General features: G+C 62.7%; 19 protein-coding genes. 13 read left to right on the forward strand and 6 right to left on the reverse strand.

From position 1 onward, the window contains the following. Nucleotides 1-37: 37 nt before the first annotated feature. Nucleotides 38-2,161, reverse strand: a complete 2,124-nt coding sequence (locus K6I40_RS20555; protein ID WP_222916074.1) for an ATP-binding protein — start codon at nt 2,159-2,161, stop codon at nt 38-40. A gap of 135 nt (nt 2,162-2,296) precedes the next feature. Between K6I40_RS20555 and K6I40_RS20560 the strand changes: the two genes are divergently transcribed. The 3 genes from K6I40_RS20560 to K6I40_RS20570 are packed head-to-tail and all read left to right on the forward strand — an operon-like array spanning nt 2,297 to nt 4,881. Beyond that, on the forward strand, nt 2,297-3,745 hold the full coding sequence (locus tag K6I40_RS20560) for a DUF4157 domain-containing protein (protein ID WP_222916076.1): 1,449 nt from the start codon (nt 2,297-2,299) through the stop codon (nt 3,743-3,745). Between the two features lie 6 nt (nt 3,746-3,751). Beyond that, nucleotides 3,752-4,696, forward strand: coding sequence for a hypothetical protein (locus tag K6I40_RS20565; protein ID WP_222916078.1), 945 nt, complete (start codon nt 3,752-3,754; stop codon nt 4,694-4,696). A gap of 44 nt (nt 4,697-4,740) precedes the next feature. Then, nucleotides 4,741-4,881, forward strand: a complete 141-nt coding sequence (locus tag K6I40_RS20570; protein ID WP_222916080.1) for a hypothetical protein — start codon at nt 4,741-4,743, stop codon at nt 4,879-4,881. A gap of 1,114 nt (nt 4,882-5,995) precedes the next feature. On the opposite strand, the gene K6I40_RS20575 is transcribed toward K6I40_RS20570, so the two are convergent. From K6I40_RS20575 to K6I40_RS20585, 3 genes are all read right to left on the reverse strand, one after another. Next, nucleotides 5,996-6,145: a hypothetical protein gene (locus tag K6I40_RS20575; protein WP_222916082.1), complete on the reverse strand. Its 150-nt coding sequence runs from the start codon at nt 6,143-6,145 to the stop codon at nt 5,996-5,998. 789 nt (nt 6,146-6,934) lie between these two features. Next, complete coding sequence (locus K6I40_RS20580) at nt 6,935-7,111, reverse strand: hypothetical protein (RefSeq protein WP_222916084.1); 177 nt, start codon at nt 7,109-7,111, stop codon at nt 6,935-6,937. A gap of 1,066 nt (nt 7,112-8,177) precedes the next feature. Continuing rightward, on the reverse strand, nt 8,178-8,579 hold the full coding sequence (locus K6I40_RS20585; protein ID WP_222916086.1) for a hypothetical protein: 402 nt from the start codon (nt 8,577-8,579) through the stop codon (nt 8,178-8,180). A 1,906-nt stretch (nt 8,580-10,485) separates the two neighbouring features. Here K6I40_RS20585 and K6I40_RS20590 point away from each other — a divergent pair. The 9 genes from K6I40_RS20590 (at nt 10,486) to lpdA (ending at nt 22,592) form a co-directional block, all read left to right on the forward strand. Beyond that, entirely contained in the window at nt 10,486-11,160 is a 675-nt protein-coding gene (locus K6I40_RS20590) for a LysM peptidoglycan-binding domain-containing protein (RefSeq protein WP_222916088.1), read from the forward strand. A gap of 2 nt (nt 11,161-11,162) precedes the next feature. Next, a complete protein-coding gene (locus K6I40_RS20595; protein WP_222916090.1) occupies nt 11,163-12,191 on the forward strand; it encodes a contractile injection system protein, VgrG/Pvc8 family in 1,029 nt (342 codons plus the stop codon). After that, a complete protein-coding gene (locus K6I40_RS20600) occupies nt 12,188-12,925 on the forward strand; it encodes a phage baseplate assembly protein V (RefSeq protein ID WP_222916092.1) in 738 nt (245 codons plus the stop codon). The genes K6I40_RS20595 and K6I40_RS20600 overlap by 4 nt, the downstream gene beginning before the upstream one ends. Nucleotides 12,926-12,936: 11 nt before the next feature. Then, nucleotides 12,937-13,227: a PAAR domain-containing protein gene (locus K6I40_RS20605; protein WP_222916094.1), complete on the forward strand. Its 291-nt coding sequence runs from the start codon at nt 12,937-12,939 to the stop codon at nt 13,225-13,227. A gap of 3 nt (nt 13,228-13,230) precedes the next feature. Beyond that, nucleotides 13,231-13,629 (forward strand): GPW/gp25 family protein, encoded by a 399-nt coding sequence (locus K6I40_RS20610; protein ID WP_222916096.1) that lies wholly within the window; start codon nt 13,231-13,233, stop codon nt 13,627-13,629. Beyond that, nucleotides 13,626-16,817, forward strand: coding sequence for a putative baseplate assembly protein (locus K6I40_RS20615; RefSeq protein WP_222916098.1), 3,192 nt, complete (start codon nt 13,626-13,628; stop codon nt 16,815-16,817). Before K6I40_RS20610 ends, K6I40_RS20615 begins: the two co-directional genes overlap by 4 nt. A 45-nt stretch (nt 16,818-16,862) precedes the next feature. Further along, a complete protein-coding gene (locus K6I40_RS20620) occupies nt 16,863-18,836 on the forward strand; it encodes a putative baseplate assembly protein (RefSeq protein ID WP_222916100.1) in 1,974 nt (657 codons plus the stop codon). A 3-nt stretch (nt 18,837-18,839) separates the two neighbouring features. Beyond that, nucleotides 18,840-21,059, forward strand: a complete 2,220-nt coding sequence (locus K6I40_RS20625; protein WP_222916102.1) for a phage tail protein — start codon at nt 18,840-18,842, stop codon at nt 21,057-21,059. 63 nt (nt 21,060-21,122) lie between these two features. Further along, entirely contained in the window at nt 21,123-22,592 is a 1,470-nt protein-coding gene (lpdA, locus tag K6I40_RS20630) for a dihydrolipoyl dehydrogenase (protein ID WP_222916104.1), read from the forward strand. Nucleotides 22,593-23,167: 575 nt separating this feature from the next. Here lpdA and K6I40_RS20635 read toward each other — a convergent pair. Together K6I40_RS20635 and K6I40_RS20640 are read right to left on the reverse strand one after the other, a co-directional pair. Continuing rightward, nucleotides 23,168-23,464: a hypothetical protein gene (locus K6I40_RS20635; RefSeq protein WP_222916106.1), complete on the reverse strand. Its 297-nt coding sequence runs from the start codon at nt 23,462-23,464 to the stop codon at nt 23,168-23,170. Then, complete coding sequence (locus K6I40_RS20640) at nt 23,461-23,838, reverse strand: helix-turn-helix domain-containing protein (RefSeq protein ID WP_222916108.1); 378 nt, start codon at nt 23,836-23,838, stop codon at nt 23,461-23,463. The genes K6I40_RS20635 and K6I40_RS20640 overlap by 4 nt, the downstream gene beginning before the upstream one ends. A 612-nt stretch (nt 23,839-24,450) precedes the next feature. Here K6I40_RS20640 and K6I40_RS20645 point away from each other — a divergent pair. Next, complete coding sequence (locus K6I40_RS20645) at nt 24,451-24,609, forward strand: hypothetical protein (RefSeq protein WP_222916110.1); 159 nt, start codon at nt 24,451-24,453, stop codon at nt 24,607-24,609. Nucleotides 24,610-24,645 lie beyond the last annotated feature (36 nt).

A 24,645-nucleotide genomic window follows, 5' to 3' on the forward strand; every position in this document is an offset into this window, starting at 1 on the left:
ATCGGTCAGGGTTGGGTACGCTGTGAGCATGGTCTGGTCAGTCCAAGACGAGGTGTTCGTCGTACGGTTCGAACTGCGGGGGCTGGAGCAAGCGCCCGGTCTTCTCGTACTCGAGTTGCACTGCGCGGACGACGTGGGACATCGCGATCCAATCGTCGTCGCCGGCCGCGAGGATCGCGGCCGTCTGGCCGATTGTCTTGATGCGGCCGCCGGTAAACTCGAACGACGAGAGGAACTCGTAATCGATGTCGCGCGTGGGCGCGTCGTCGGGGAAGACGTGCTTCCAGATGCGTTCGCGGGTCGCTTCGCGGGGCATCTCGAAGGTGACGGTGTGGTCGATTCGGCGGGTGAACGCCGAGTCGATGTTCGAGGCGTAGTTGGTGGTCATGAGAATTATGCCGTCGTAGGCCTCGACGCGCTGGAGCAGATAGTTGACCTCCACGTTGGCATAGCGATCGGTCGCGCTCGAGACCTGCGAGCGGTCACCGAAGACGGCGTCGGCCTCGTCGAACAGCAGGATGGCGTTGGAGTGTTCGGCCTCCTCGAAAATTCGCTCTAAGTTCTCCTCGGTCTCGCCGATGTACTTCGAGACGACCGAGGAGAGGTCGATCTTGTAGAGGTCCATCCCGACATCGTTTGCCAGAATCTCGGCAGCCATCGTCTTGCCCGTGCCCGAATCGCCCTTGAACAGGGCGACGACGCCCGTGCCACGGCTGAACTGTTCCTCGAAGCCCCAGTCGCCGTAGATCCGGCCCTGATGGCGGACGTGGTCGCATACCAACTCGAGTTTGCGCATGGTGTCGTCTCGCAACTGGATATCCGTCCAGTCGCTGTCGGGCTCGAGTTGCTGGGCGAGGTCCCCCAGTCCGTCGGCGGACTGAGCACGGCAGCCTTCGTAGACATCATCAGCGGTGACCTCGCCGCCGCCGGCCAGCGATTGGGCCGTCGACAGCGCCGCCTCGAGTTGGCCGTGGGTGAGTTCGAACGTCCCCGCCAGCACTTCGGGCTCGAGGGCGTCGGGCAGGTCGTCGGCGTGGGCGGTCCAGAACTGCCGGCGGATCGCCAGCGATGACCGAGGGAACTCGAGGATGGCGTCGATGTCCGTGTCCATGACTGTCGAGGGCGTCCAGGCGTCCGCGCCGGTGACGAAGAGGTCGGTCGCGACGGCCGCGAAGCGGTCGAACACGGCCTCGAGCGAGCGCTCGTGTTCGCGGGCGTCGAACGTGGCCGCTCCGGCCGCGGTCAACTGCAGCGGTTTCCCGAGCAGTTTCGCTTCCCGGACGAGCGCGTCGAGCGCGCCGGCGTCGAGGACCGCCTTGAGGTCGGCCCGGAGGTACTCATCGGCAGAGCTGACGGCCTCGAGGGCGCGGCGCTTCTCGGTCCCGTCGGGGCCGGCGAAGTAGAACCGCCGGCCCGTGCCGTCGTCGGCCGGCAGCGACGTGAGCCGATCAGCGAGGTCCTCGCCGATCGCGAGGTTGTCGACGCCGAGCGTCGGGTCGATCTCGTGCTCCTCGAGCGCCGCCGCGTCGCCGGCCGCGTGCCGGTCAAGCGTTGTCTCGAGTGCGGGATCGAGGCCGTCGTAGCCCTTGAGGTAGTCGACAATGCGGTCGTCGACGACGTACTGCCGGCCGCGTTCGGTGGCGACGCCGTCAGGCGGCGAGACATCCTCGAGCAGGCCGTGTCGCCGGAGCGGGGAGTCGCTGGCCACCAGCGCGCCCGCGGCGAGCCGCTCCTCGGGCGTCCGGCTGAACAGTCGCTCGAGGAGGACGACCGTCAGCCTCGAGAGGGCCGTACTCTCCTGCAGTCGTTTGTACTGCTCGCCGTAGGAGCGATCGAATCGTGGCGCGAGCGCAAGCAAGAGGGTATCGAGGTGACGCTGCGAGAGATCGAACTGATCTGCGAGCACACGTAGCCGAAGCGTGACATCATCGGTCGTGTCGCATTTGCGCTCGATCTCAGCCGTCAGTTCACGGATCCGATCGTGCGCTTCTTTCGGAAGCGCAAGCGGTAACTTGCGCGGTTCGGTCGCGAGCGTTGCCGTATCGGTCGCAGACTCCTCGTCTCTCTTGATTGCATTCTCGGCCGCTTCCGCGGCTTCGAGAACGACGTTGAGCCGATCGAATTCCTCGAGGAGGTGTTCCTGTGTCGTGGCGTAACTCATGACTGTGACACTGACAAGCCGGGAAGATTGGGGCTCATATCCGTCAGAACGTATCTTCCCCTCTTATTTTATTTAAGTATACTCATTGGGAACTTTTATTGTCTGATGAGAAAAATACCGCACCAAGAGTATCACATGGGGTTTCGATCAGCGAGAGAAGCCAAGACGACCGGTGATGACCGGCAATCCCAGCGGATTCCCGACGTCCAGTCGTCTCCCGACCACGAGTCGGAGTCGTCGGACTGCTTCCAACGGATGCCGCTCGAGGAGGCAGAGGAACAGTATGGGATGTCGATTTCCGACGAAGAGACGCTGTTCGAGTTGCAACGGCTCGAGGCGGGAAACCCAATCGAGGTCCATGAGTGGATCGACGAGGGGATGACCGTCGAGGACATGGGCGTTCCGCAAACGATCGATGCGTTTCGGGAACGACAGGTAGAGCGGCCCAAGGAAGTGCCCGATGACATCGAACGACGGAACAAACGCTCGCTTCAGCGGAGCGGGAAAGCTGCCAGCGACACGGGTCCGGCCGGCGATGCGAGTGTTCCCGATCCGGTCCGGGACGTAATGCAGTCGAAAGGCCAGCCGCTGGATGACGGTATCCAGCGGGCGATGGAAGAGCGAATGGACGATTCGTTCGGCGACGTTCGGGTCCACGCCGACGCAACCGCTGCCAAAGCTTGTGAGGAGATTAACGCGCGGGCATTCACCGTTGATAGCCACATCGCGTTCAATCACGGTGAGTACGATCCCAAATCGCCGGAGGGTCAACACATCCTCGCCCACGAGTTAGCCCACGTTCGCCAGCAGACTGGGGCTGATATCAGCATGATGCCTCAAGATGATAGCGGGTTGGAAATCGATCCTGATCTAAGTCTCGAGCGCGAGGCCGAGGACGCGGCCCAGCAGGCGCTGGCGGACGGGCCGGTGACGATCAACCGGATGGGTGCAGAGATGCATATCCAGCGGTCGGCCAAATGCGAGGCCGAGTACGTCACCAAGGACGAAGTCCTCGAGATCGTCGATAACTACTACCGCGGTCACGTCGAGGAGCAGGCCGAATCCGATCCGACTACGGCTGGTCCCGAACGCGACACCGCGCGCGGTTCGCTCGAGCAGTCAGGCAACTCGGCTGAGAGCAGTGGATTCTTTGGAAAGATGAAGGAGGCCTTCGAGAACACTAAATCGGTCGGAGGTGATCTTTCCCAGGCGATGACAAAGGGTGCAATCGGATCGCTCGCTGGTGCAGGTGGGAAACTCGCGGGAAAGGCTGGTGGTGGCAGTCTTGGTGCGGTCCTCGGGGGTGCCGTGGGTAGTCTCGCCGGGCCGATTGGGACCGGTGCAGGCGTTGCCACTGGCTATCAGGTCGGCGAAACCCTCGGCGGCGAACTCCTCGGCGGGGCCGCCAGCGACATGACTAAACAGGTAACTGATTATACGCTGCCAAACGAACACGCTGCGTCCGTTGCAGATCTTCATCAGAAATATAAGAAACTCGAGGATGATGTCAAAAAGTTGAAAAAGGCAGACGATACCTTGACTGGTGAGAATGGTTCACATGGTGTTGGTGCAAGCCGGAGATAACCAAATATGGATGGACTAATTACAGGCGAAAACGGCGAACGTGTTGGTCTGAGCATCATCGATAACGATGATGTTGAGCACGTGATTGAGATGGAATTTGACGGTGAGATTAAGTACCATGACCAAGATGGGTACCCCGATGAGCCGGCCAATCAGACTGACGAAGAAAGCGAGCGTATTCGACAGGCACGATCTTTCGCTCGCTACCACGTCTTCATCGAACGTGGCTACGACACGGTTCCAGCCTCCGAGAATCCGGTTCGAATCGACGCCGTCCGTCAAGCGATTAACGCGATGGATCGTGCCGAGTTCGAGGATCTATTCGGCGACCTCTACCAGCAACTCGACTTCGAGGACGGAAGTGGGACCTCGCCCGCGATGACCATTCCGCCGAACGCGACCGATCCCTGTATCTACTGCAAGAACATCTATCTCGGCATAGACCCGACGGAAACCGACCTCGGGACCCAGCTCGCGTCGAAACATGATCTCGACGTTACGCAGTCGGCTGCTGAAATTGACCTCACCGACGTTTCCCAGTCGGAACTCGAGTCGTGGGGCGAGTTCTCCGGTGAGTTCGCTGCGCAGGCCACTAATTCCGGACTCGATCTCAGTGAGGCTGCCTATATTGACGAGATGTCGGATCTCTACGTCAAGTATCCCAACGGTGCACAATTGGCGATCGCCGACGACCACCTCGCTCCGGCCGCACGCAATTCGGACACTATTATCGAATTGCTGCCGATCGATCCACAGGACTTGGAGTATTTCAAGTCCTTCATGGATCATTACCTGCGCTGTCAGATTCGGGATTCGTTCGTTGAAATGGGTGTTCATCCACCCGAGGAGTTTCAGGTGATCGGGATGGGGCGATTCATGGCTGCCCGCGGCTATGACTACATCGACTTCTATCCCGAATTCCACAATCCCAATGCTAAGGCGTTCCATTAGTGCCCCACGTGGGCACTATTTCGGTCTCATTCGAATCACTCATCATGATTGATCTTACCTGGGTCCATCAGCAGACTGGAGCCGATATTAGCATGATGCCCCAGGGAGATAGCGGGTTGGAAATCGATCCCAGTCCACAACTCAAGCGCGAGGCCGAAGAAACGACTCTCACCCATGCAATATGATGGCCTCTAATTTTTCACCAAATTAGTTCAAAACTATTAAGTAATATACTTATAATATCTCACCAAGAGCGTGTACCCCGGTATCGAGGTGGGAGGGAGCAACGGATCGGCCATCGATGAGTGCGACCGGCAACTCGACGAGCCGTGATTGGGAATATCGACGATATCGAGTGTGAGACGGCGTTGCGGGAGATCAGCGTGACTAGCTGGTCGACGGGCGCGAACGCATCGTCGACGGCGGATGAGCCGGCCGACCAGTCGACGGTCGCTGGACTCCGGCCCAGCGTCACGTCTATTGCAACGCTGACACCCGGCCGACTGGCGGGTGGATTCGGTGTCAGGATTGCGTGGAAACGGAGTCCGATCGACCTATCGTTTCTCTCGCCCGCCGTGGCTCCTTTCGATGACGAGCCGGTGGACGACCCGGAGCTATCAATCGTGTCGCCGTCACCGTTCGCGCGACTGGATGATCGCGATGATGCGTTCACGTATCTCACTGTGCCCAGCCGATCGGACCGTGCCGCCCAGTCCGTCGAGTCGGTCGGGGTGGAATCCGGATCAGCTACTCAGGCGACGGCAGAGCGGATGTTTCGGTCCGATCGGCGATCTCATCCCCGTCAGTCACAGTCTCCGAGACTCGACCAGCCAGCGTCCCGCAGGCGAGACGCCCTCTCGCGATGGGGCGGAACTCGCCGCCGAGGCAATGACGAGCCGACGGGCGTTGCTCGCTCGGACGCTGACACACCGAGCGTCTCAAGGGTAGCCTCAGGACGGACGCCCGACCGATCGGGATCGGTCGACGAAGACCGGACACACCAACGGAATGTCAGGGACCGATCACGGCAACAGGACCGACGATCGCGAACGGTTGCAACACGGGTAACGTGGGCGGACGCGATCACTGGGAGGAGCGCTCCCGACTCCAGTGCTTTCGACAGTCGCCGCCCGGCGACCAGTTCAGATACAGCCCCCTCGAGTCGCAGTGAGTCGCTCGAGCGCGAGACGCCGTCGCGACTCGTCTCGAAGCGATCGGTCGAGCAGGCGAAACCGGGCGTGACAGCGGCTGCACAGCCGGACCTCGCCCGCGGCAAATCCGGGTCATCACCGGCGCTCGTCACTCGAACCGCTCCGTCGGCTGACCCTGCGGTTCCGCCGTCCGACTCGCCCGATACTGGGCAACGCCCAGTCCGCCGCCCTGATTCGGTTGGTCGCCGTCCGTCATCGTCAATCGACTCCCGTCCGGTGCCGGCGGCCGACGATTCATCGATCCGTGATCTACGGCCGGATCGAGACAGTGCCGAGTCCGGAATCAGCCACCCAGCCGATACCCGGACCTCGACGGCCGCCAGCGCCGAGACGGGCGCGAGCAAGTCGTTACAGCAGTCGTGGACCCGAACGGACACGCGATCCCGGACCCAGACTGCGACGAGCGGCCGTGATAGCGATTCCTCGTCTACGCCCTCGCGTCATCGAACAGAGACAGGAACTGCAAACACTGGGTCGTCTCCAATTCGAGCGGCCTCGAGACCGAACGCTGTGCGATCCGATACCACGATCGGTCCGACGGTAGAGCCGAACGGGAGCTGCCGTCTTACCGAAACGAACTCGAGCGACCGCCTCAAGTGGAGCGGTGACACCACCGCTCCGTCGGCTGTCTTAGCCGAGGTCCGCGCACGTATCTCATCGCGGGCTCGATTCGACGAGAGGGTCGGGTACGATTCCGCGAGCAGTCGGTCGCAGTCGACCGAACCGGGGGCGGCCGAGTCGGCCAGCGCTAGTATGGACCGCCGACCGTCCGGCTCCGACCGAAATCGAGCGGTCACGGTCCAGTCGCATCGATCACGCCGCCACTGGTCGACGCCGATTACGACGGGTACCGATCGAATTCCACGACGGTTGCGGGTGGCGTCGACCGCATCGAGTGGGATCCACGATGGGAAAGTCACCATGGAGCCTCCCCGTCCTGAGTTCGCGTCTCGAGAGTCACGCGCGTCGACCCGGAACGATCGAACGAGTCGCGAGCCGGCGGCTCGAGGGATCGCCCCGCCGACCGCTACTCCTCCCGCAGCGGCCCCGACCCGAGCAGTACCGCAACGTCTCCCACCGCTGGAATTGTCGACTGACGCTCGTGGCACGCAAGCGGCCAGCGGTCAGCCGCGGTCGTCAGCGACCGATCATCGATCCACTGCGTATCAGGGTTCGATCGCCGGCCAGCCGTCCCCTCGGTCACAACAGGGTCTCGAGACGGACCCCACCCCTACGTCCGACACTTCGTCGTCGCCATCGTCGAGTGCGGGATCCATCCGTCCGTTCGGTGATAGCCCGGCCGCGCTCAGTATCGGCGTCACGTCTTCCGGACGTGTGAGAGCCGCGGCATCAGCTATTCATGAATTCTCGAGCAGCCAGTCGGCCGGCGACCGGCGCACTACCCTCGATACCGGGAACGACATTGCTCTCACCGAGACTCACACACTCCAATCACGAACCGGACGACAATCTCCTGTCTCGTCGTCACGAAGCCTTGATCGGGGGGATGGAATGACGGGTACCGGGCGCGTCTCCTCCAACGACCGTCGTTCGGAGCCACTTGCGACCGGCATGCAGTCAGGTCAGCGACGTTCGGAACTCGTGGTTGATCAGCGTACCGCCGAATCGGTCCAGCTGACTCGCGTTCGGCCATCGAATGATAACTCCGCTTCGCCCCTGGCGACTGCGGCTCGCACCAACAGTGGCGGGTCAGATCGACGGGAATCAATATCCGCCGGAACCGACACCCTCCCACTCGGATCTGCCTCTCGCTCAGCAGCGTCGCGGTCGTCACGACGCGACGATTTGCGCTCACCGCAAGCGCTCACGCGTATCGATTCGCTTCGGTCTATCGCGGCTACAAGACCGACTGAACGAGAGGCCGACAGAATCGAGACCGCTCGTCTCTCGGAGCAGGGGTCGACGGAGCCACGAAGAACGCGGCCAGCGACCCACGGATCGGGACGTTCCCACCGTTCGAGACAGGGGAGTGAGGCCGTAGCTCACCCCGAAATATCCGTGGGATCGGTCCGCTCGTCACAACGTGATCACGTGACTGCGGACTCCCCCAATGTGGTCGCTCGGACGCGATTCAGCGACGGGCAGACGAGGGCTCGATCTCTCGAGCGCGGCCACGCGGTTGCAGCCTCCGGAGCGATGACTGCCGCGTCCGGGCCGCGTCGATCCAAGCTGCCCACAGCACAACGCGACCGGACGGATTCGAATACCGGCTCGAGCAACCGGATGCCGGTACTCCGAATGGTCTCCGATCATCGATCATCTCCCAACCGAACCGATCGGACGACTCCATCGGAATCCTCGAGACCAGGTCCGTCGCACTCGACACTCCGTTCAGGACGACCGAATCCGAACGCGACAGTTGGCGTCGTAGCGTCGAGACCGGCCACGAGACCGTCGTCGGTCTCCTCGAGCCACATGCACGAGCCGGCTCGTGGCGACCGGAACGGGGACGGTCGGTCGCACTCCCGACCAACTGAAGCGACAGCCAGGACGAGTGACTCGTCTCGGACGCAACGCGAGCAGGCGAGGGAGACGTGGAATCCCCCGTTCCGGGGGTCCGGACCGTCGGCTGAGCCGACGGCCGGTTCAGCCACGAACTCGATATCGACACCGTCGACGGGTGCGCCACCCTCGGAACCGTCGGTAAGCACGCTGAGAACGCAAGCCGAACGCGGTGACCAGTCGACTGTCGACAGTCATGTCCGGGAGACGACGGACGGAAAGACGCAAGCGCCCTCGACGATCACTGCTGTGTCGCCGTCTCGAGTCACTGCGGATCCTCGACGGACGGCTCGTTCGGAACCGATTATGGCCGGATCCGGAGCCGAATTCGGATCAATGTTCGACGGGCGTTCAGTGGATCTCCGGTACCGATCGCCCGCGGTGACCGATTCGACCGCTTCTCGCCTGCTGCCGCCGCGAGACGACAACTCGCCGGTCACTGCATTCGACCACAGTGGCACCTCCCATGCGTCGCTGGCGGAGACGAATCTGCGATCTCGTCCGTCGATCGCCGACGGTCACCGCACTCACACCGATCGATCGATTTCTGGACAGAACAGTGCTGAGTCCGCTTCGCGTGACCGCTCACGGGGCCAGCTCAGTACCGGGACGGCCACGGGATCGACGGAGTTCGATTCGCAGGCGGCGACCGATCCGATCTCGATTCACCGTCTCTCGAGGGGTCGGAGAAGCGATACCGCCCCGTCACTCGCTCCGTCACGTCCCCGATCGTCTCGAAGGGCCGTCGAACCGGACGCGAACCCGATAACCGAGTCGGACGCGAACCCGATAACCGAGTCGGACGCGAACCCGATAACCAAATCGGACGCGACTGTAGCAGCCGAGGCGACCGGGGTGGCGATGTCCCAGGGATCACGGACGGACCGACGTACGCCACTCTCAGTTCTGCGAACGACGGCGTCCCGTTCTTCGAGTCAGTCCCACACGGATCGTCAGTCAGTCCACACTGGGTTCGACGCCGCGAGTGCGTCAGATGGGGTCGTCTCCCCATCCGATCAACGGCCGGCGCGACCGCCGACCGTCGTCGTCCGTTCGAGGTCACCGACGGAGCGGGCCGACGCGTCACCGGCGCATCGAGGCCGAGATCACGGTGGTGCTGCCGACTCGAGGCGAGGTCGTGTCGCAGCCTCCATTGATGGGAGCGGTGACGATACCGGCGGTATCGAGTCGATCTCCACCTCGTCGATCCGTCCGTCGGTCACGGACGCGGCTGTCAGTGGGAACCGGCAGTTCGAGTCATCTTTCCAAACAGGTCGACGACTATCGACGGGGCGTTCCGCGACTGACAGGTCGCCGGACGGAACGGAGAACAGTCGCGGTCGGATTGATTCCCCGTCGCTTACGCTCCCCGATCAGGGTAATCAGACGGACGCGTCGGCGTCACCGGGACGATCTCGAGTAGCAAACGTCGACCAACGAAATAAACCAACAACTAATACTATTGAATCAACAGATGATGGTACGGGTGTGAACGGGATGCAAACGAGCGCAGTGTCAGAACGACCGTCGCTGACATACCGACGTTCGTCGGCGACGGACGTGCCGACCGTCGACCGGGGTGGACCGAACCAATCGAACGCAGAGTCACGGGACTCAACGACTGCATCGAGAGGGGCGTCTCGAGAATCGACCTCGAACCGTGCGATATCGACGCACGATTCCGGTCGTGAGCGACGCCGACCATCGGATCAAGGGGAGACAGACGGTAACCGGGCGCTATCCGGATTCGGTTCGGAGAGTAGCTCGGAACCGCCCCTGCGTGGGTCGCCAGTTGGTCACGACGACGTGGGATCGGGACCGAACGATCGGCAGCGATCGTCGATCGATCGACCCGAGCAGCCGTCGGAGCGGCGGTCGGAGCCGTCACGGGGTCGGCCCGGTTTGGGCCACCACAGCCGGAACCGTTTCGACAGCGTTGACCTGTCATCTGGCACGGACCCGCGGTTCGACGCTGACGTTGATCGCGCCGTTCAGGAACTCTACCGCAAACTCGAGCGGAAAATCAGAGTCGAGCGCGACCGGAGGGGTCTGTAGATGAGCGGCAGCGGCAAACTCGAGAAAGCCCAAATCATGATCCTGAACGGGAAACAGAAGGGGGAGACGATCGGCTGCAAGTTCAACCCGAACGCCTACACGCTCGAGAAGAGTGTCAATTATGGTGAACTGAAGGCGACCGGATCGGGGGCCTCGATCATGCAGTTCGTCGACGGGAACGCGGAGACGCTGTCGATGGAGCTGTTTTTCGATACGAGCGACGAACTGGATTCGAACGGGTCGCCCGACGCGGAGCGGGTCGACGTCCGCGAACGATACACGAAACACATTGATACGCTGCTGTCGGTTGACGGCGAGTTACACGCGCCGCCAGTCTGTCGGTTCGTCTGGGGTGATGGAATCGACTTCACCGCCCTGGTCCAGCGTGCGAACAAGCAGTTCACGAAGTTCCTACCCAGCGGCGTCCCTATCCGCGCCCGGGTGAACGTCGTGTTCATGGAGTACAAGACAGCCGATTACCACAAATCGGAGGTGTCGCCGGAGTCGACGGACAAGACGAAAGTCTGGACGGTCACCGATGGGGACACCCTCTGGCTGATCGCCGCCGAGGAGTACGGTGACTCGTCGCACTGGCGGACCATCGCTGATCACAACGACATTGAGGACCCCCGTGCGATTGAGGCGGGCGACAAACTCGAGTTGCCCCCGCTATAGCTATGAGTACCGGAACGAACATTCAGCCGCGCTACTCGCCGCGGTTCAAAGTCGATATCGGTGACACGAAGTTCCAGGAGCCGGGCGGCCGGATCGCCGATCTTGTCGTCGAGACGACCCTCGACGGCGCGGATCGGTTTTCGTTCACCCTGAACTTCCCGTTCGATGAGGAACTCGGCGAGTTCACCGGTCTGACTTGGGACGATTTCGCGGTCGGGACGGACGTCAAAATCGCGATGGGGTACGGCGGTGACGGGACGCTGACGCCGCTGTTGACCGGGTCGATTCGGTCGATAAACGCCGAGTTCACGACTGATCGGGGGCCATCGGTCACGATTTCGGGCTACGGCCTGCTCTGGGAACTCATGCAGGGAACCCGATCGGACTCGTGGGCGGAGAAGACGGTCGGGACGGCCGTTGAGGATGTGCTGTCGTCGTACCCGTTTTCGACGGTCGACGTCTCGGACGCATCGATCAAACGCGAAAAGCTGATTCAGGACGGGCAGAGTGACTACCGGTTCCTCCAGCAGTTGGCTGAGACCTACGGGTTCGAGTTCTATGCCGAGCGAGACACCGTCCGCTTTCGCCCGCGCTCTGCGAAAGGAGACGGCGACGGCCCGGTCGCCGAACTGTGGTATGGCGAGGCGCTCCACGATTTCTACGCGGAGATCACACAACGGAAACAAGTTGACGAGGTCGAAGTCCGGAGTTGGGACGAACAGAACAAATCCGAAATCGTCGCCACCGCCGGCAGTACGAACGCGAAATACAAGGAGGTTTTCAGAGTACAAGCCATGTCACGGGACGAAGCGAAACGGGTCGCCGAAACGAAGTTGAACCGATTCTCCGACGGCGTCATCTCCGGCCACGGTGAAGCCGATGGGACCCCAGAAATCAGGGCCGGCAGCGTCATCCGACTCGAGGAACTGGGGAGCCGATTCTCCGCGGATTACTACGTCACCGAAGCGACCCACCGGATGGGAAGTGCCGGCTATCGGACTTCCTTCGAGGTAACGGAGGTGTCTACGTGAGGCCCTCCGGGTTCATCGACGACGGCGGCACGGACGATGGCGGTATCCGCGGTGTCGCCGTCGGTATCGTGACGGACAACGAGGATCCGAAGGATCTCGGTCGGGTAAAGCTCCGGTTCCCGTGGCGCGATGCCGACGACGAGAGTCACTGGGCGCGGATCGCGACCGAGATGGCGGGCAGCGAGTACGGGACGTACTTCCTGCCGGAGATCGATGACGAGGTGCTGGTCGCGTTCGAGAATGGTGACATTCACAAGCCATTCGTCATTGGGTCGCTGTGGAACGGCGAACAGAAACCACCCCAGACGAACGGCGATGGGAACAACGACGTTCGCGAGGTACGATCCCGGAGCGATCACGTGATCGCGTTCGACGACGCCGACGATGGCAGTATTACGATTCAGACGACTGGTGGCAACGAGATCGTGATCGATGACTCGGGAAGTTCGGAGACGATCAAGCTCCGCGACGAGTCGAACGATAACAGTATTACGCTCGATTCCGCCAGCGGCGCGGTCGCGATCGACGCAGCGTCCGAAATCAAACTCTCGGCGTCAACGATCTCTCTCGACGGAAACTCGGTGGAGATCACGGGCAAGAGTGGAGTCAAAATAAAGGGGAACGGCCCGATCAACGTCGATAGCAAGGCGAAGCTCGCGCTCTCCGGATCGGTGGTCGATGTTAATGGGACCGGGATGGTAAAAGTTAAAGGGAAGCTAATTACCTTGAATTAAGAGAGAGACAGATGCAACCAGCAGCAAGACTCGGCGACCAGACGGCACACGGAACGCCGCTTACCGGGACCGGCAGTCCGAACGTCCTGATCGGGAAGCGACCCGCGTGGCGAGCGCTGGCGGATGTCCATACGTGTCCGCTCGTCACCGGGACCGTTCCACACGTCGGCGGCACCGTGACCAAGGGGAGTACGAGCGTCTTAATCAACAAAATGCCCGCTGCGAGAATGGGCGATACTATCGTCGAGAGCGGCCCGCCGAACACGATCGCGAGCGGGTGTTCGACGGTCATGATCGGCTGAACCATGTCCGACGAGTTCCTCGGAACCGGCTGGGCGTTTCCGGTAGAAACCGATACTCGTGGATCGGTCCGAACGTCCGAGGCCAAGGACGATATTCGGGAGTCGATCCGGATCATCCTCGGAACCGCCAAGGGAGAACGGGTGATGCGACCCGAATTCGGCTGTGAGATCCACGATCATGTGTTTTCGGCCGCCACGCCGGCGACCCTGAACCTCATTGAGAGCAGCGTTCGCGAGGCGCTCGTCCAGTGGGAACCTCGGATCGATATCGAGGATGTCGATGCGCGAACGGACGACGAAGCGCCGAACAAAGTCATCATCGAGATCGAGTACCGGGTTCGAACGACGAATAGCCTCTCGAACATGGTGTATCCATTCTACATCACGGAGGGTGACGGATGAGTCAGCGGCCGACCGTCGACGACAGGGATCGAGAGAGGCTGTATGACGAGTTACGGACTTTCGCGGATCAGTACACCGAGTCGTGGGACCCGTCGACGGACGACAACGCCACCGTCCTGTTGCGAATCTTTTCCCAGCTCGGTGCCGACGTCATCCGGCGGCTGAACGACGTCCCCGCGAAACACCGGATCGCGTTCCTTGACGCACTCGGATTCGACAGACGACCGCCACAGGCCGCACGGCTCCCGTTGACGTTTCAGGTGTCGGCCGATATCGATCGCAACGTCGCGATTCCCGGCGGAACACAGGCCGTCGCGGAACCGAGCGACGGATCCGATCAGATATTTGAAATTCCACAGGACAATGGGTTCGAAGCGACCGGCGCGTCGCTGATGGACGTCATTACCGTCGATCCCGTAGCCGATCGGATCGTCGACCACGGTACCGTTCGTGCCGTCGATGAGTCAGTCGAACTGTTCACCGGCGAGAACGTCCAGGAGCACGTCCTCTATCTGGCCCACGGTAACTTGCTGACTCTCGAGGCGGGATCGCCAATCACGATAACGGCCGAAACGGCCACTGACAACACTGTCCTCGAAACTGACGCCATCTGGGAGTACTATGGCAAGGAAGACGGGACGGAGGGATGGCACCGACTCGAGGAGTGGGCCGACGACGAGTCGGCCGACGACGACATCGGACTCGACCTTCTTCAGGAACGTCTCCAGTCTCCCGCTTCGCGACCCGGCGATGGCGATCGGCTCGAGTTGCGATTTCGACTGCCCGGAACGCCGGTTGAACACGCGGTTGACGGCGTCGAGAGTCGATGGCTCCGGTGTCGGATCGACGGCGACAAACCCGATCCCGAGTCGTTCTCACTGCGTCTGAGTTCGATCTCGGCCAGCGTCAGCCGCGATCCGAGCGAGGACGGTCTCTCCCCTGACTCGCTGCTTTCGAACGACGTCCCGCTCTCGACGGAGGGCGAGGGGGACGTTCGGCCGCTCGGTCGGCTGCCGCAACCGCCGGCGACGTTCTATATCGCCTCCGAAGAGGCCTTTACCAAGCGAGGTGGGATCGTCGAGGTGCGGTTCGATCCGCCGACCGAACCCGACATGGACGCGGATGCGGACGAAATCGACGCCGCGACCGACGCCGATACGCTCGAGGAAGTCGACGTCGACGCCGGCGACGATGGCGCGGACACGTCGACAGCCGATGGTGTCGGCGTGCTCGGCGGGCCACCGGAGCTCTCCTGGGAGTACTGGACGGGCAGTGGCTGGAATCGACTGACCGTCCTCGAGGACGAGACGAACACACTGCGGCGGGCTGGCCACGTCCGCTTTACCGTTCCCGAGGACATCGAACTGACGGCGGTGTCCGGCCACGAAAACGTCTGGGTCCGGGCCCGGTTAGTCAGTGGGAACTACGGGCAGCCGTCGTTCGGCGTCACCGACGCCGGCACGCGGGGTTCGATCGTCAATTCGCCCGACCCGCCGCGCTTTGGCGACGTATCGATCCACTACGACCGCGGGATGCAACCGTTCGAGACGATTCGGACGCGGAACAACGCCGCTATCAGCGGCGACCTCACGGAGCGGGAATCGCCCATTTCGCCGTTCGACGAGCTCCCCGAGGACACGCAGGCGCTGTATCTCGGATTTGACGGGACGCTCCGAAACGGTCCGCTCACGTTCTTCGTCCCGATCAAGGACGTCACCTATCCGCGGCCGTTCGATCCCGGAATGCGCTGGGAGTACTGTACGGATCCCGACACCGACGAGTGGTCGAAGCTCACCGTTCAGGATCGGACCGGCGGATTGACTGAGCGTGGCATCGTCAAGTTGACCTTTCCCGAGTCGACGACCGCGTTCGACCGCTTCGGTCGGCGACGTCATTGGATCCGAGTTCGGGTTACACAGGACGAGTTTGACCGGCAATCGGACATGGACTCGCGGTCGGCGCGGTCGACCACCGAGATCGATCAGTCTCGAGACCGAACGACGGCACCGCCGACTCTCGACGGACTGTACCCGAACACGCAGTGGGCCTACAACACCCGGACGATCGAGGACGAAGTCCTCGGCTCGAGCGACGGGTCGCACGAGCAATCGTTCGCGTGTGCCCACGCGCCGGTCATCGACGTCGGCGTGTGGATCGATGAATCCGAGACGTTGTCTACCAGCGAACGGCGCGACCTGATCGCGGAGCGGCCCGACGACGTTCGGCGCGTCACCGACGCGAGCGGCGACGTGACGGAGTGTTGGATCCGGTGGCGACAGGTCTCGGACTTCTTGGAGTCGGCGTCGACGGACCGCCACTACGTCGTCGACAGGATCGACGGGACCGTCAGCTTCGGTGACGGAAACCGGGGTCGGATCCCCCCGGCTGGACAGGGGAATATCACGGTCACGTACACGACCGGCGGTGGGCGCGACGGAAACGTCGCAGCCAACACGATTACCGACCTGCAGAGTTCGATATCGCTGGCCGATGACGTCTCGAATCCGAAGCCTGCTGACGGCGGCGCTGACGCCGAATCCATGGACGCACTCGTCGAACGTACGACGAACCAGCTCAAACATCGCGGTCGTGCGGTCACGCCGACCGACTACGAGCGAGTGGCAAACGCGGCGTTTCGCGAACTGTCGAAAGTCAAGTGTAACCCGAACGGGACTGACGACGCCGGTGGCGTTACTCTCCTGATCGTTCCCCATGCACGGCGGGAGAAACCGGTCCCGTCGATGGAGCTCAAGCAACGCGTTCGTGAGACGGTACGCGAACGTGCACCCGCCTCGCTCGTCGAGTCCGAGACGTCCCGGATCGTCGTCCGCGGGCCGAGTTACGCCGAGGTGTCGGTCTCGGTCACGGTCTACACGGCCGACAGTACGGGCGTCTCGCTGCTCAAAGGTACCGTCGAACGACGACTCGACGAGTTCCTGCATCCCCTCAACGGGAACGGGGATGAGGGGTGGTCCTTTGGTGAGGCACCCTCAGTGGACGCGCTGGCCGAAATCGTCGACGGAGCGGACCACGTCGCCGACGTGATCGAATTGGGCGCAACGATCGACGTTGGGGGTGAGCAGCTGTCCCTGTCCGGGCGCGAGACGGCGCCACCCCTTCCGTCGGACGTGCTCGTCTGCAGCGGCGGTCACGACGTGACCGTCACGATGGGGGCGGATCGCTCGTGATCGATGTGACCCGGCCCAGATGTCGCACCCGTCGAACGGACGGAGGTGATCGACGTGGGAATTGACGTTCCGGAGCTCGACGACAGAACCTACGAGGAGATCATGTCCGAAGCGACGAAACTCATTCCCGCCTATGCCGACGAGTGGACCGACGCTAACCCACACGATCCTGGCATCACGATTCTCGAGGTGTTGGCCTGGCTAACGGAAACGTACGTCTATCAACTCGACAGGGTCACCGACGATCATCGCGAGAAGTATCTCGCCCTGATGGGCGAGCGCCGACGGCCGCCGACGCCGGCGTCGACACGCCTGCGGCTGTCCCTGCCGGCCGACGCCGCGTGGGCGCGCGTCCCTGCCGGGACGCAGTTCTCGGTCACCGATACTGATGACGCTGATACGAGCTACCGGTTCGAGACCGACCACGCGGTCACGCTGACCGCGGCGACCCTCGAGCGCGTGCTCACGGTGACCAACAGCGGCCGAACCGACAATACACATGCGAACCGAACCGATGGAATGTTCTATCGCGCGTTCGGCGACGACGCTGCCGCCGGGGACGCGTTCTACCTGGGGTTCGACGCCGACCCGTTTGCCCACGCTCGGACGCTGACCCTGACCGTCAGCTATCACGATGACAACCTCCCGGAGCCGGCGACCCACGGGTCGCTCGCACCGTCGTTCGACCCCTCCGTCGAACCCGTCTGGGAGTACCGTCACGGGGACGATACCGCGTGGCGGCGGCTCGCAGTCGAGGGCGACAGAACGAACGCGTTCTATCGGGACGGGTCGATCACGCTGGCTCTGCCCGACGACCGACCGACGGCTGCGAGCAGCGTGGACGCCCCCGACTCACCGGCTTCCGTCCAGTCCTCGGAGCGAACGTGGCTCCGGTGTCGCCTCGAGACAGCCGGCCACGAAATCCCGCCGCAGTTCGACGCCATCGAGCCGAACGTCGTGTCGGTCAGCCACCGGGTATCGGTGAGCGACGAGAAACTCACGCAGGTCGGCCGCCTCGAGGAGGCACCGGCGCTCGACAGCCAGACGTACGCCTTCGAGCGGTCGCCGGTGCTCTCTGTGACGGTGTTCGTCGACGGACAACGGTGGCAATCGGTCCCCGATTTCGACGCCTCCGGGCCCGACGATAGACACGTCGTCCTCGACCGGGAGGCGGGAACCGTCACCTTTGGCGATAATACGAGGGGTCGTGTTCCACCTGCCGATGGCACCGTCATCGCCGACTACGTCACCGGCGGCGGCGAGGCGGGGAACGTTCCGGCCGCGACGGTCTGGCACCTCGCCGATCCCGACGTCTCGATCGAGGGCCCGGTCGACGGTACCGACATTGAGGCAGAATCGACGGCCGCCGCGACCGGCGGCACTGCTGGCGAGACGATTGACGACGCGCTCGACCGCGTGCGACGCGACCGTCGGATCTCCTATCGGGCCATCACTGCCGACGACTACCAGTACGTCGCCGCGCACACGCCCGGGCTCAGGATCGCCCGGACGAACGTGCTCGTCGAGGACGGCGAGATCACCGTCGTCGTCGTCCCCTTCGCGCCGCCCGACGTGGGAACGCCCGAACCGAGCGAGGGATTCCTGCGTGCCGTCCGTCAGCACGTCGGTGAACGGAAACTGCTGAGTGATCAGGTCCGCGTGATGGGTGCCCAGTACGTCGGCCTCGAGATTTCGGTCACCGGTCGTGCTAGGGCTCGATACGCCGGCGGCGGCCACGACGTCGCCGTCCGAACGGCGATCGAGGAGTACGTCCATCCCTTGACGGGTGACGGGGGAGATGGGTGGCCGTTCGGCACGGTGTTACATCGCTCCGACCTGGTCGATCGGATCGCGGAGTTGGACGTGATCGACCGGGTCAGTGAGGTCACAATCGTGGCTCACGGCGGTGCGACGACCGACGATGGTACCGTCCGTATCGACGACACCTCGTTGTTCGCCGTCGAAGACGTGACAACGGACCTCTCGATCCGAACCGATTCGACCGATGGGGGTGCTTGATTTATGGACTTTTCGTACGCGACGACGACGAGTACCGCAGACTGGCGGGAGTGGGTCGGCCGGAACGTCAATGTCCGCGAAGAAGGGATCGGACTGGCGACGACAGTCACCATCGAACGGTCGACGATCGAGGACGACGCCGTCGACGTGGCGATGGATTCGAACGGCGACCTGTACACGCTTCGCTCATCGGGAGCGCTGTATCGACACGACCCGATGGCGGACATCACGCAACGCCTGTGGACCCGCTCCGACGGTGAGGTCGACGATCCGCGTGCGCTCTGTGTCGACGACGATCGGGCCTTCATCGTGGACGGCACCGACGGCTCGATCACCGTCGTCGCACCCCGGCTCCAGCGGACGATCGGGACCATCGAGACCGACACGATCGATCCGATCTGCATCGCTCACGCCGGCGGGATCCTCTATCTTCTCGACGATGTCGGTCACGTCCGGACCGTCGGACGGGACGGCGGCCCTGAGTTGACTATCGACTGGTGGCTCGTCGATCCGACCGACCTCGCTGTCGGTGCTGACGGCCGCGGCTATGTGCTCGACCGCAACGACGGCAACCCGGTCATCCGGTCGTTCGAGGGTGACAACGCTGCTGACGACCAGTTCCCGATCACGGACGCCGAATTTGCCGCGGGGGACGGCGAATTCTCCCCGACCGCTCTCTCGGTGGTTGACGACACACTCTTCGTCGCCGGCCGACTCGAGGACGGGACCGGGACGCCGGCACTGCTCGAGCGAGACCCCGAATCGGGATCGTTCCGCGAACGCCATCGGTTCGATCATCCGTGTCGAACCCTTGCCGCTCGACCCACCGCACCCGACGATCGGCGGGAACTGTACGCCGTCACCGGTCCGAACGGACCCAGCAAACTGCTCCGGGAGCGACAACGCCACGCACGCCATCCGCGACGGGAGCGCCACGTCGGCGACGCGTTCCACCGATACGACTCTGGGGCGGACGAGACCGAGTGGCATCGCCTCGCGCTCGAACTCTCCCAGTTGACTGCGAGCACGCAGGTCCGTGTTCGCTATATCGCCACGAACCGACCGATGCCTAGCGAAACAGAACTCGAAGATCTTGATACTGTGCCGGTCGACGCGGTCGACTCCCTCCGTGATCTTGGCGTGACCTCCGTGTGGGATCTCGCCTGTCGTGACGGTGCCCATCTCACATCAGGCCTGTCAGGCCGTTCACGGTCGGACATCGACGCTTGGCAGACAGCAGCGATCGACGCACTGGCGGCACACGCCGACGCCGACTGGACGACCGTCGACTCGCTGAACCCGAACGATGTCCTCTTGCGGGACGCCGTTGGTCGATACCTGTTCGTCGCGCTCGAACTCGACGGGAGTCCGCAATCGTCGCCGCGCGTCGACTCCGTCACGGCGTTCTGTCCGCGCCAGTCATACCTCCGATACCTCCCAGAACTCTATCAAGAGGACGATCGTTCGGCCGCGTTCTTAGAACAGTACCTCTCCGTGTTCGAGTCCGTCTTCACCGATATCGAGGCGGAGATCGACGGGATCAGCCGTTACTTCGATCCCGACGCCGTTCCGAGCGAGGCACTCTCGTGGCTCGAGCAGTGGCTCGCGGTCGAGACCGACGAGAACTGGTCCGAGGACGCGCGGCGGGAACTGCTCTCACGGGCACCGGAGCTGTACAAACGACGCGGCACGAAAGCGGGGCTTCAGTCGATGCTCGAACTCTATCTCCGCCATGCCGGATCGGCGTCTGTGACGCTTTCGTCAGCATCCTCTCCGGGCGACGACGGCTCTGACGGCGATGGGATGTCCGCCGATGCGGGCGGGCCGACGGCACCGACAGCGACGGCCGACGGCGGCGACGGAACCGTCGGGGATACGCCGTCGGGCCACCGGCTGTTCTTCATCGACGGCGACGACCTCGCGTGTATCGACCGCGATTCGGTTCGCCGCCAATATCCTCTTTCCGCGTCCGGCCCGCAGTCCTTCGCCGTGTTCTGTGGCCCGTTCAAAACCGACGATGAGCGGGCCGCGATCGAGACGATCGTTACCTCGGGCAAACCGGCCCATGTCGGCGCGAATGTCATCGAAATCGACGAGGACCTGCGCCTCGACGGTGACTCGTTCCTGGGAATAAACAGTCGATTGACCGAACGGGAGTTCTCGCTCGGTGAGACGACGCTCGGTGAGAACACGGTGCTGATCGACCGGAGTGAGTCGAAGTAACGACGCCTCCTTTTTCGTTGCCAAGGAATACCTACACTATCCTTCGGGCCGTCTGTTCGAGCAATGGTCGTTGGAGATGTTACCACTGGCACGGACGTACTGGTCGTCGGCGCAGGCCCCGCCGGCTATGTGGCCGCGATTCGCGCCGGCCAACTCGATCTAGATGTCACGCTCGTCGAGAAAGACGCCTACGGAGGAACCTGCCTGAACTACGGCTGTATCCCATCCAAGGCACTGATCACCGCGACTGATGTCGCCCATGAGGCCGCTGCCGCCGAGGAGATGGGCATCCATGCTGACCCTGCAATCGATCTCGCCGGGATGATGGACTGGAAGGACGGCGTCGTCGATCAGCTCACGAGCGGCGTCGAAAAGCTCTGCAAGGCGAATCAGGTCAACCTGCTCGAAGGCACCGCCCGCTTTGCGGACGAGAACACCGTCCGCGTCTCCCACAGCGGCGAGGGCCAGGGCTCGGAGAGCCTCGAGTTCGAACACGCGATCATCGCGACCGGCTCGCGCCCCATCCAGATCCCGAACTTCGAGTTCGGTGACGAGCCCGTGTTGGACTCGAAGCAGGCACTCGCGCTCGAGTCCGTCCCCGACTCGCTGGTCGTCGTCGGGGCCGGCTACATCGGCATGGAACTCGCGAGCGTCTTCGCCAAACTGGGGACCGACGTAACCGTCATCGAGATGCTCGACTCGATCCTCCCGGGATACGACGACGATCTCAAACGCCCAGTGAAGCAACGGGCGACGAATCTGGGAATCGACTTCGAGCTCGGCTATACTGCGTCGGATTGGAACGACCTCGAGGACGGGGATGAGATTCGCGTCGTCGCCGAGCCGGCCGAACAGGTCACTGCCGACGGTGGGAGCGCCGAGGCCGTCGAGGACGAACGCCTCGAACTCGACACCGAGAAGGTACTCGTGGCCGTCGGCCGCCAGCCGGTCTCGGACACGCTCGACCTCGTAGAAGCCGGCGTCGAGACCGACGACAGCGGGTTCATCCAAACCGACTCGCGCGCATGCACGAACATCGACCATATCTTCGCCGTGGGCGATGTCGCCGGCGAACCGATGCTCGCTCACAAGGGCAGCGCGGAGGGGCAGGTCGCCGCCGAAGTGATCGCCGGCGAGCCCGCGGCCCTCGACCATCAGGCCATGCCCGCGGTTGTCTTCACCGACCCCGAAATCGCCACCGTCGGGATGACCGAATCCGAGGCCGAGGAAGCCGGGTTCGAGACCGTCACCGGTCAGTTCCCGTTCCGCGCCAGCGGCCGTGCGCTGACGACCGGCGACTCCGACGGCTTCGTCAAAATCGTTGCCGACGACGGAGACGGCTATGTCCTCGGTGCCTCAATCGTCGGCCCCGAGGCCTCGGAACTGATCGCCGAACTCGGCCTCGCGATCGAACTCGGTGCCACCCTCGAGGACGTCGCCTCGACGGTCCACACCCATCCGACGCTCTCGGAGGCAGTGATGGAAGCCGCCGAAAATGCGCTCGGACACGCGATTCACACGCTCAATCGGTAACCCGATCACTGAACGGTGGAAGACTATTCCTGAATTACTTTCTCAGTACTACTGCTTCTGAGGCGTGTCGGTATCTCGTCCGAACCATGTGCCGTGGCGCACGCTGGACCATGGTGAGCTATTGGCGAAGTGGCACGATCCCGTGCAAGATCGTCGAAAACTCGTGAGCGACTGCTCGGAAGACCACTGCGTCTTCCGGTGGATGAGCGACTGATTGAAAGGAAGAAGCGTTAGCGCGGGACCGGTGGTCCCGCGAAACATTCGACTAATGCGAGACCGGCGGTCTCGCAGACCATGCGAACGGCGGCAGCGCCGCCGTGAGTAGACGGGCAGTGCGCGGCGTAACGCGCTGCGACTGTCGGGACGAGCGCGGAACCAGAGGTTCCGCGAGCAGTCGAACGGGTGCGACGCACCCGGAGACGACGGTGAAACTGTCCCGCAGTGCCTATGCGGAAATCGGCTGAGGAAGGCGTGGTTTTTCCTGTTTCACGCGAGCAGGAGCGCTCACTCTCGAGCGGATGAAACCAAATTCGCACTGCTCAGATCTACTCTTGGATCCGCTCCCCTCTGTATCCTCACTGCACGTACATCGAGTATGCGATCACGAGAAAGCCAGCCAACACGAGCAGACTCTCGAGCAAGATTCCCGTCGCGAGCCCGACACCAAGCAGTTCGTACAACATCCCGGCGAGTACCAGGCCGAGCGTGACGAGGCCAAACCCTGCCGTGAGATAGCCCAGTGCGGGCTGTCGCGTTCGACGATACGCCTTGAACGCGAAGTACGTAATGATACCTCCAACCACGAGTACGAGCGTCTTGACGACGGCCAGCGCGAGCATCGTCTCGGCCGAGCCGGCGGGAAATGGATTCATGTTTCCTTTCGCACCTCCGACCACAGCTCCGCAAGCCGTTCGTCTGCCGTCCGCGCCGGCCGGTCGATTTGGACCGTCAGCGACCGCTCCTCGTCCAGCCCAAGCGTAATCTCGTCGAACGCGACCGAGTACTTGCTCGCGTGATGGCCGTCCTGTCGAATTTCGGTCGACTCCTCGAGCAGCGTCGCTTCGGTCAATAACTCGAGTTTCCGGTACAGCGTCGACTGCGGAATCTCACACCGCTTCGATAGCTCCGACGCGGTCATTGGTTCCTCGAGATTGCGAATGATCTCGCGGCAGTCGGGATCGTCCAGCGCAGAACAGATCTCCTCCGCGGATGGCGTCGATTCCGAAGCGAACGGGTCCCGGACCATTCGTCTTCCCCTTGCAACGCGCGTGGTTTATCGGCATCGATGCGCCGTCCCCGCTCTCGGCCCGCGACACGAAGCTTTCTTGCGCGTGCACGCTCGAGTGCGAGCACGCGGGTATCATTCGGTCCGACTCCCTACCAGGGCGGAATGACCGGCCGACCTCCGCCCGCGTAACATTCTCGAATCACTGACTGTAGTCGCTCAGCAGCTGTTGCATTTATTACTATCATCATCCCGATGTTCTTGTGGAAAATCATGCCATGGTATCGGGTTCCGGTGCCGACTTCGTCCGACGGTGTTATATGTGTACCCGGCATTCGATAGTAATGCGAACGACGTGGCGCACACCGCCACGTTCCCTCCGGCCGCGACCCGGCACGGAGGTAGGAATCATATCCGCCCTCGGACATATCGTCGGTTCGTTCCGACGGTCTTATCCGTACTTGGGGATCCACTATGGATGTGTTCGCGACCGGTATTCCCGGTTGCGACGATCCGGGTTCCTTATACGTGTCTGGGCGTTCAGTTGCGATCGCACACACCCTCGCCGGATGCGATTTCCGGCGCGGGGGGTGGGGCGATCCGATGCCCTTATATGTACGAGGGCAGTTGGATATGAACGCGAAAGAAGACGTGATTGACGGGGCGTTCAACTCGCTCCGTTATCTCGGATGGTTCGTCTCCGATGGGGTTATGTACCCCGGAGGGAGTACGAATACATCCGACGGAGATGAGGATCCTACCCCTGCGGTCCGCCGTACAGATGGGATCTGATGTTAGCCTTGGTAGTTCGGTGACGCCCGTTTGGTC

It is taken from the genome of Natrinema sp. SYSU A 869 (assembly GCF_019879105.1).
Taxonomy (GTDB): domain Archaea; phylum Halobacteriota; class Halobacteria; order Halobacteriales; family Natrialbaceae; genus Natrinema.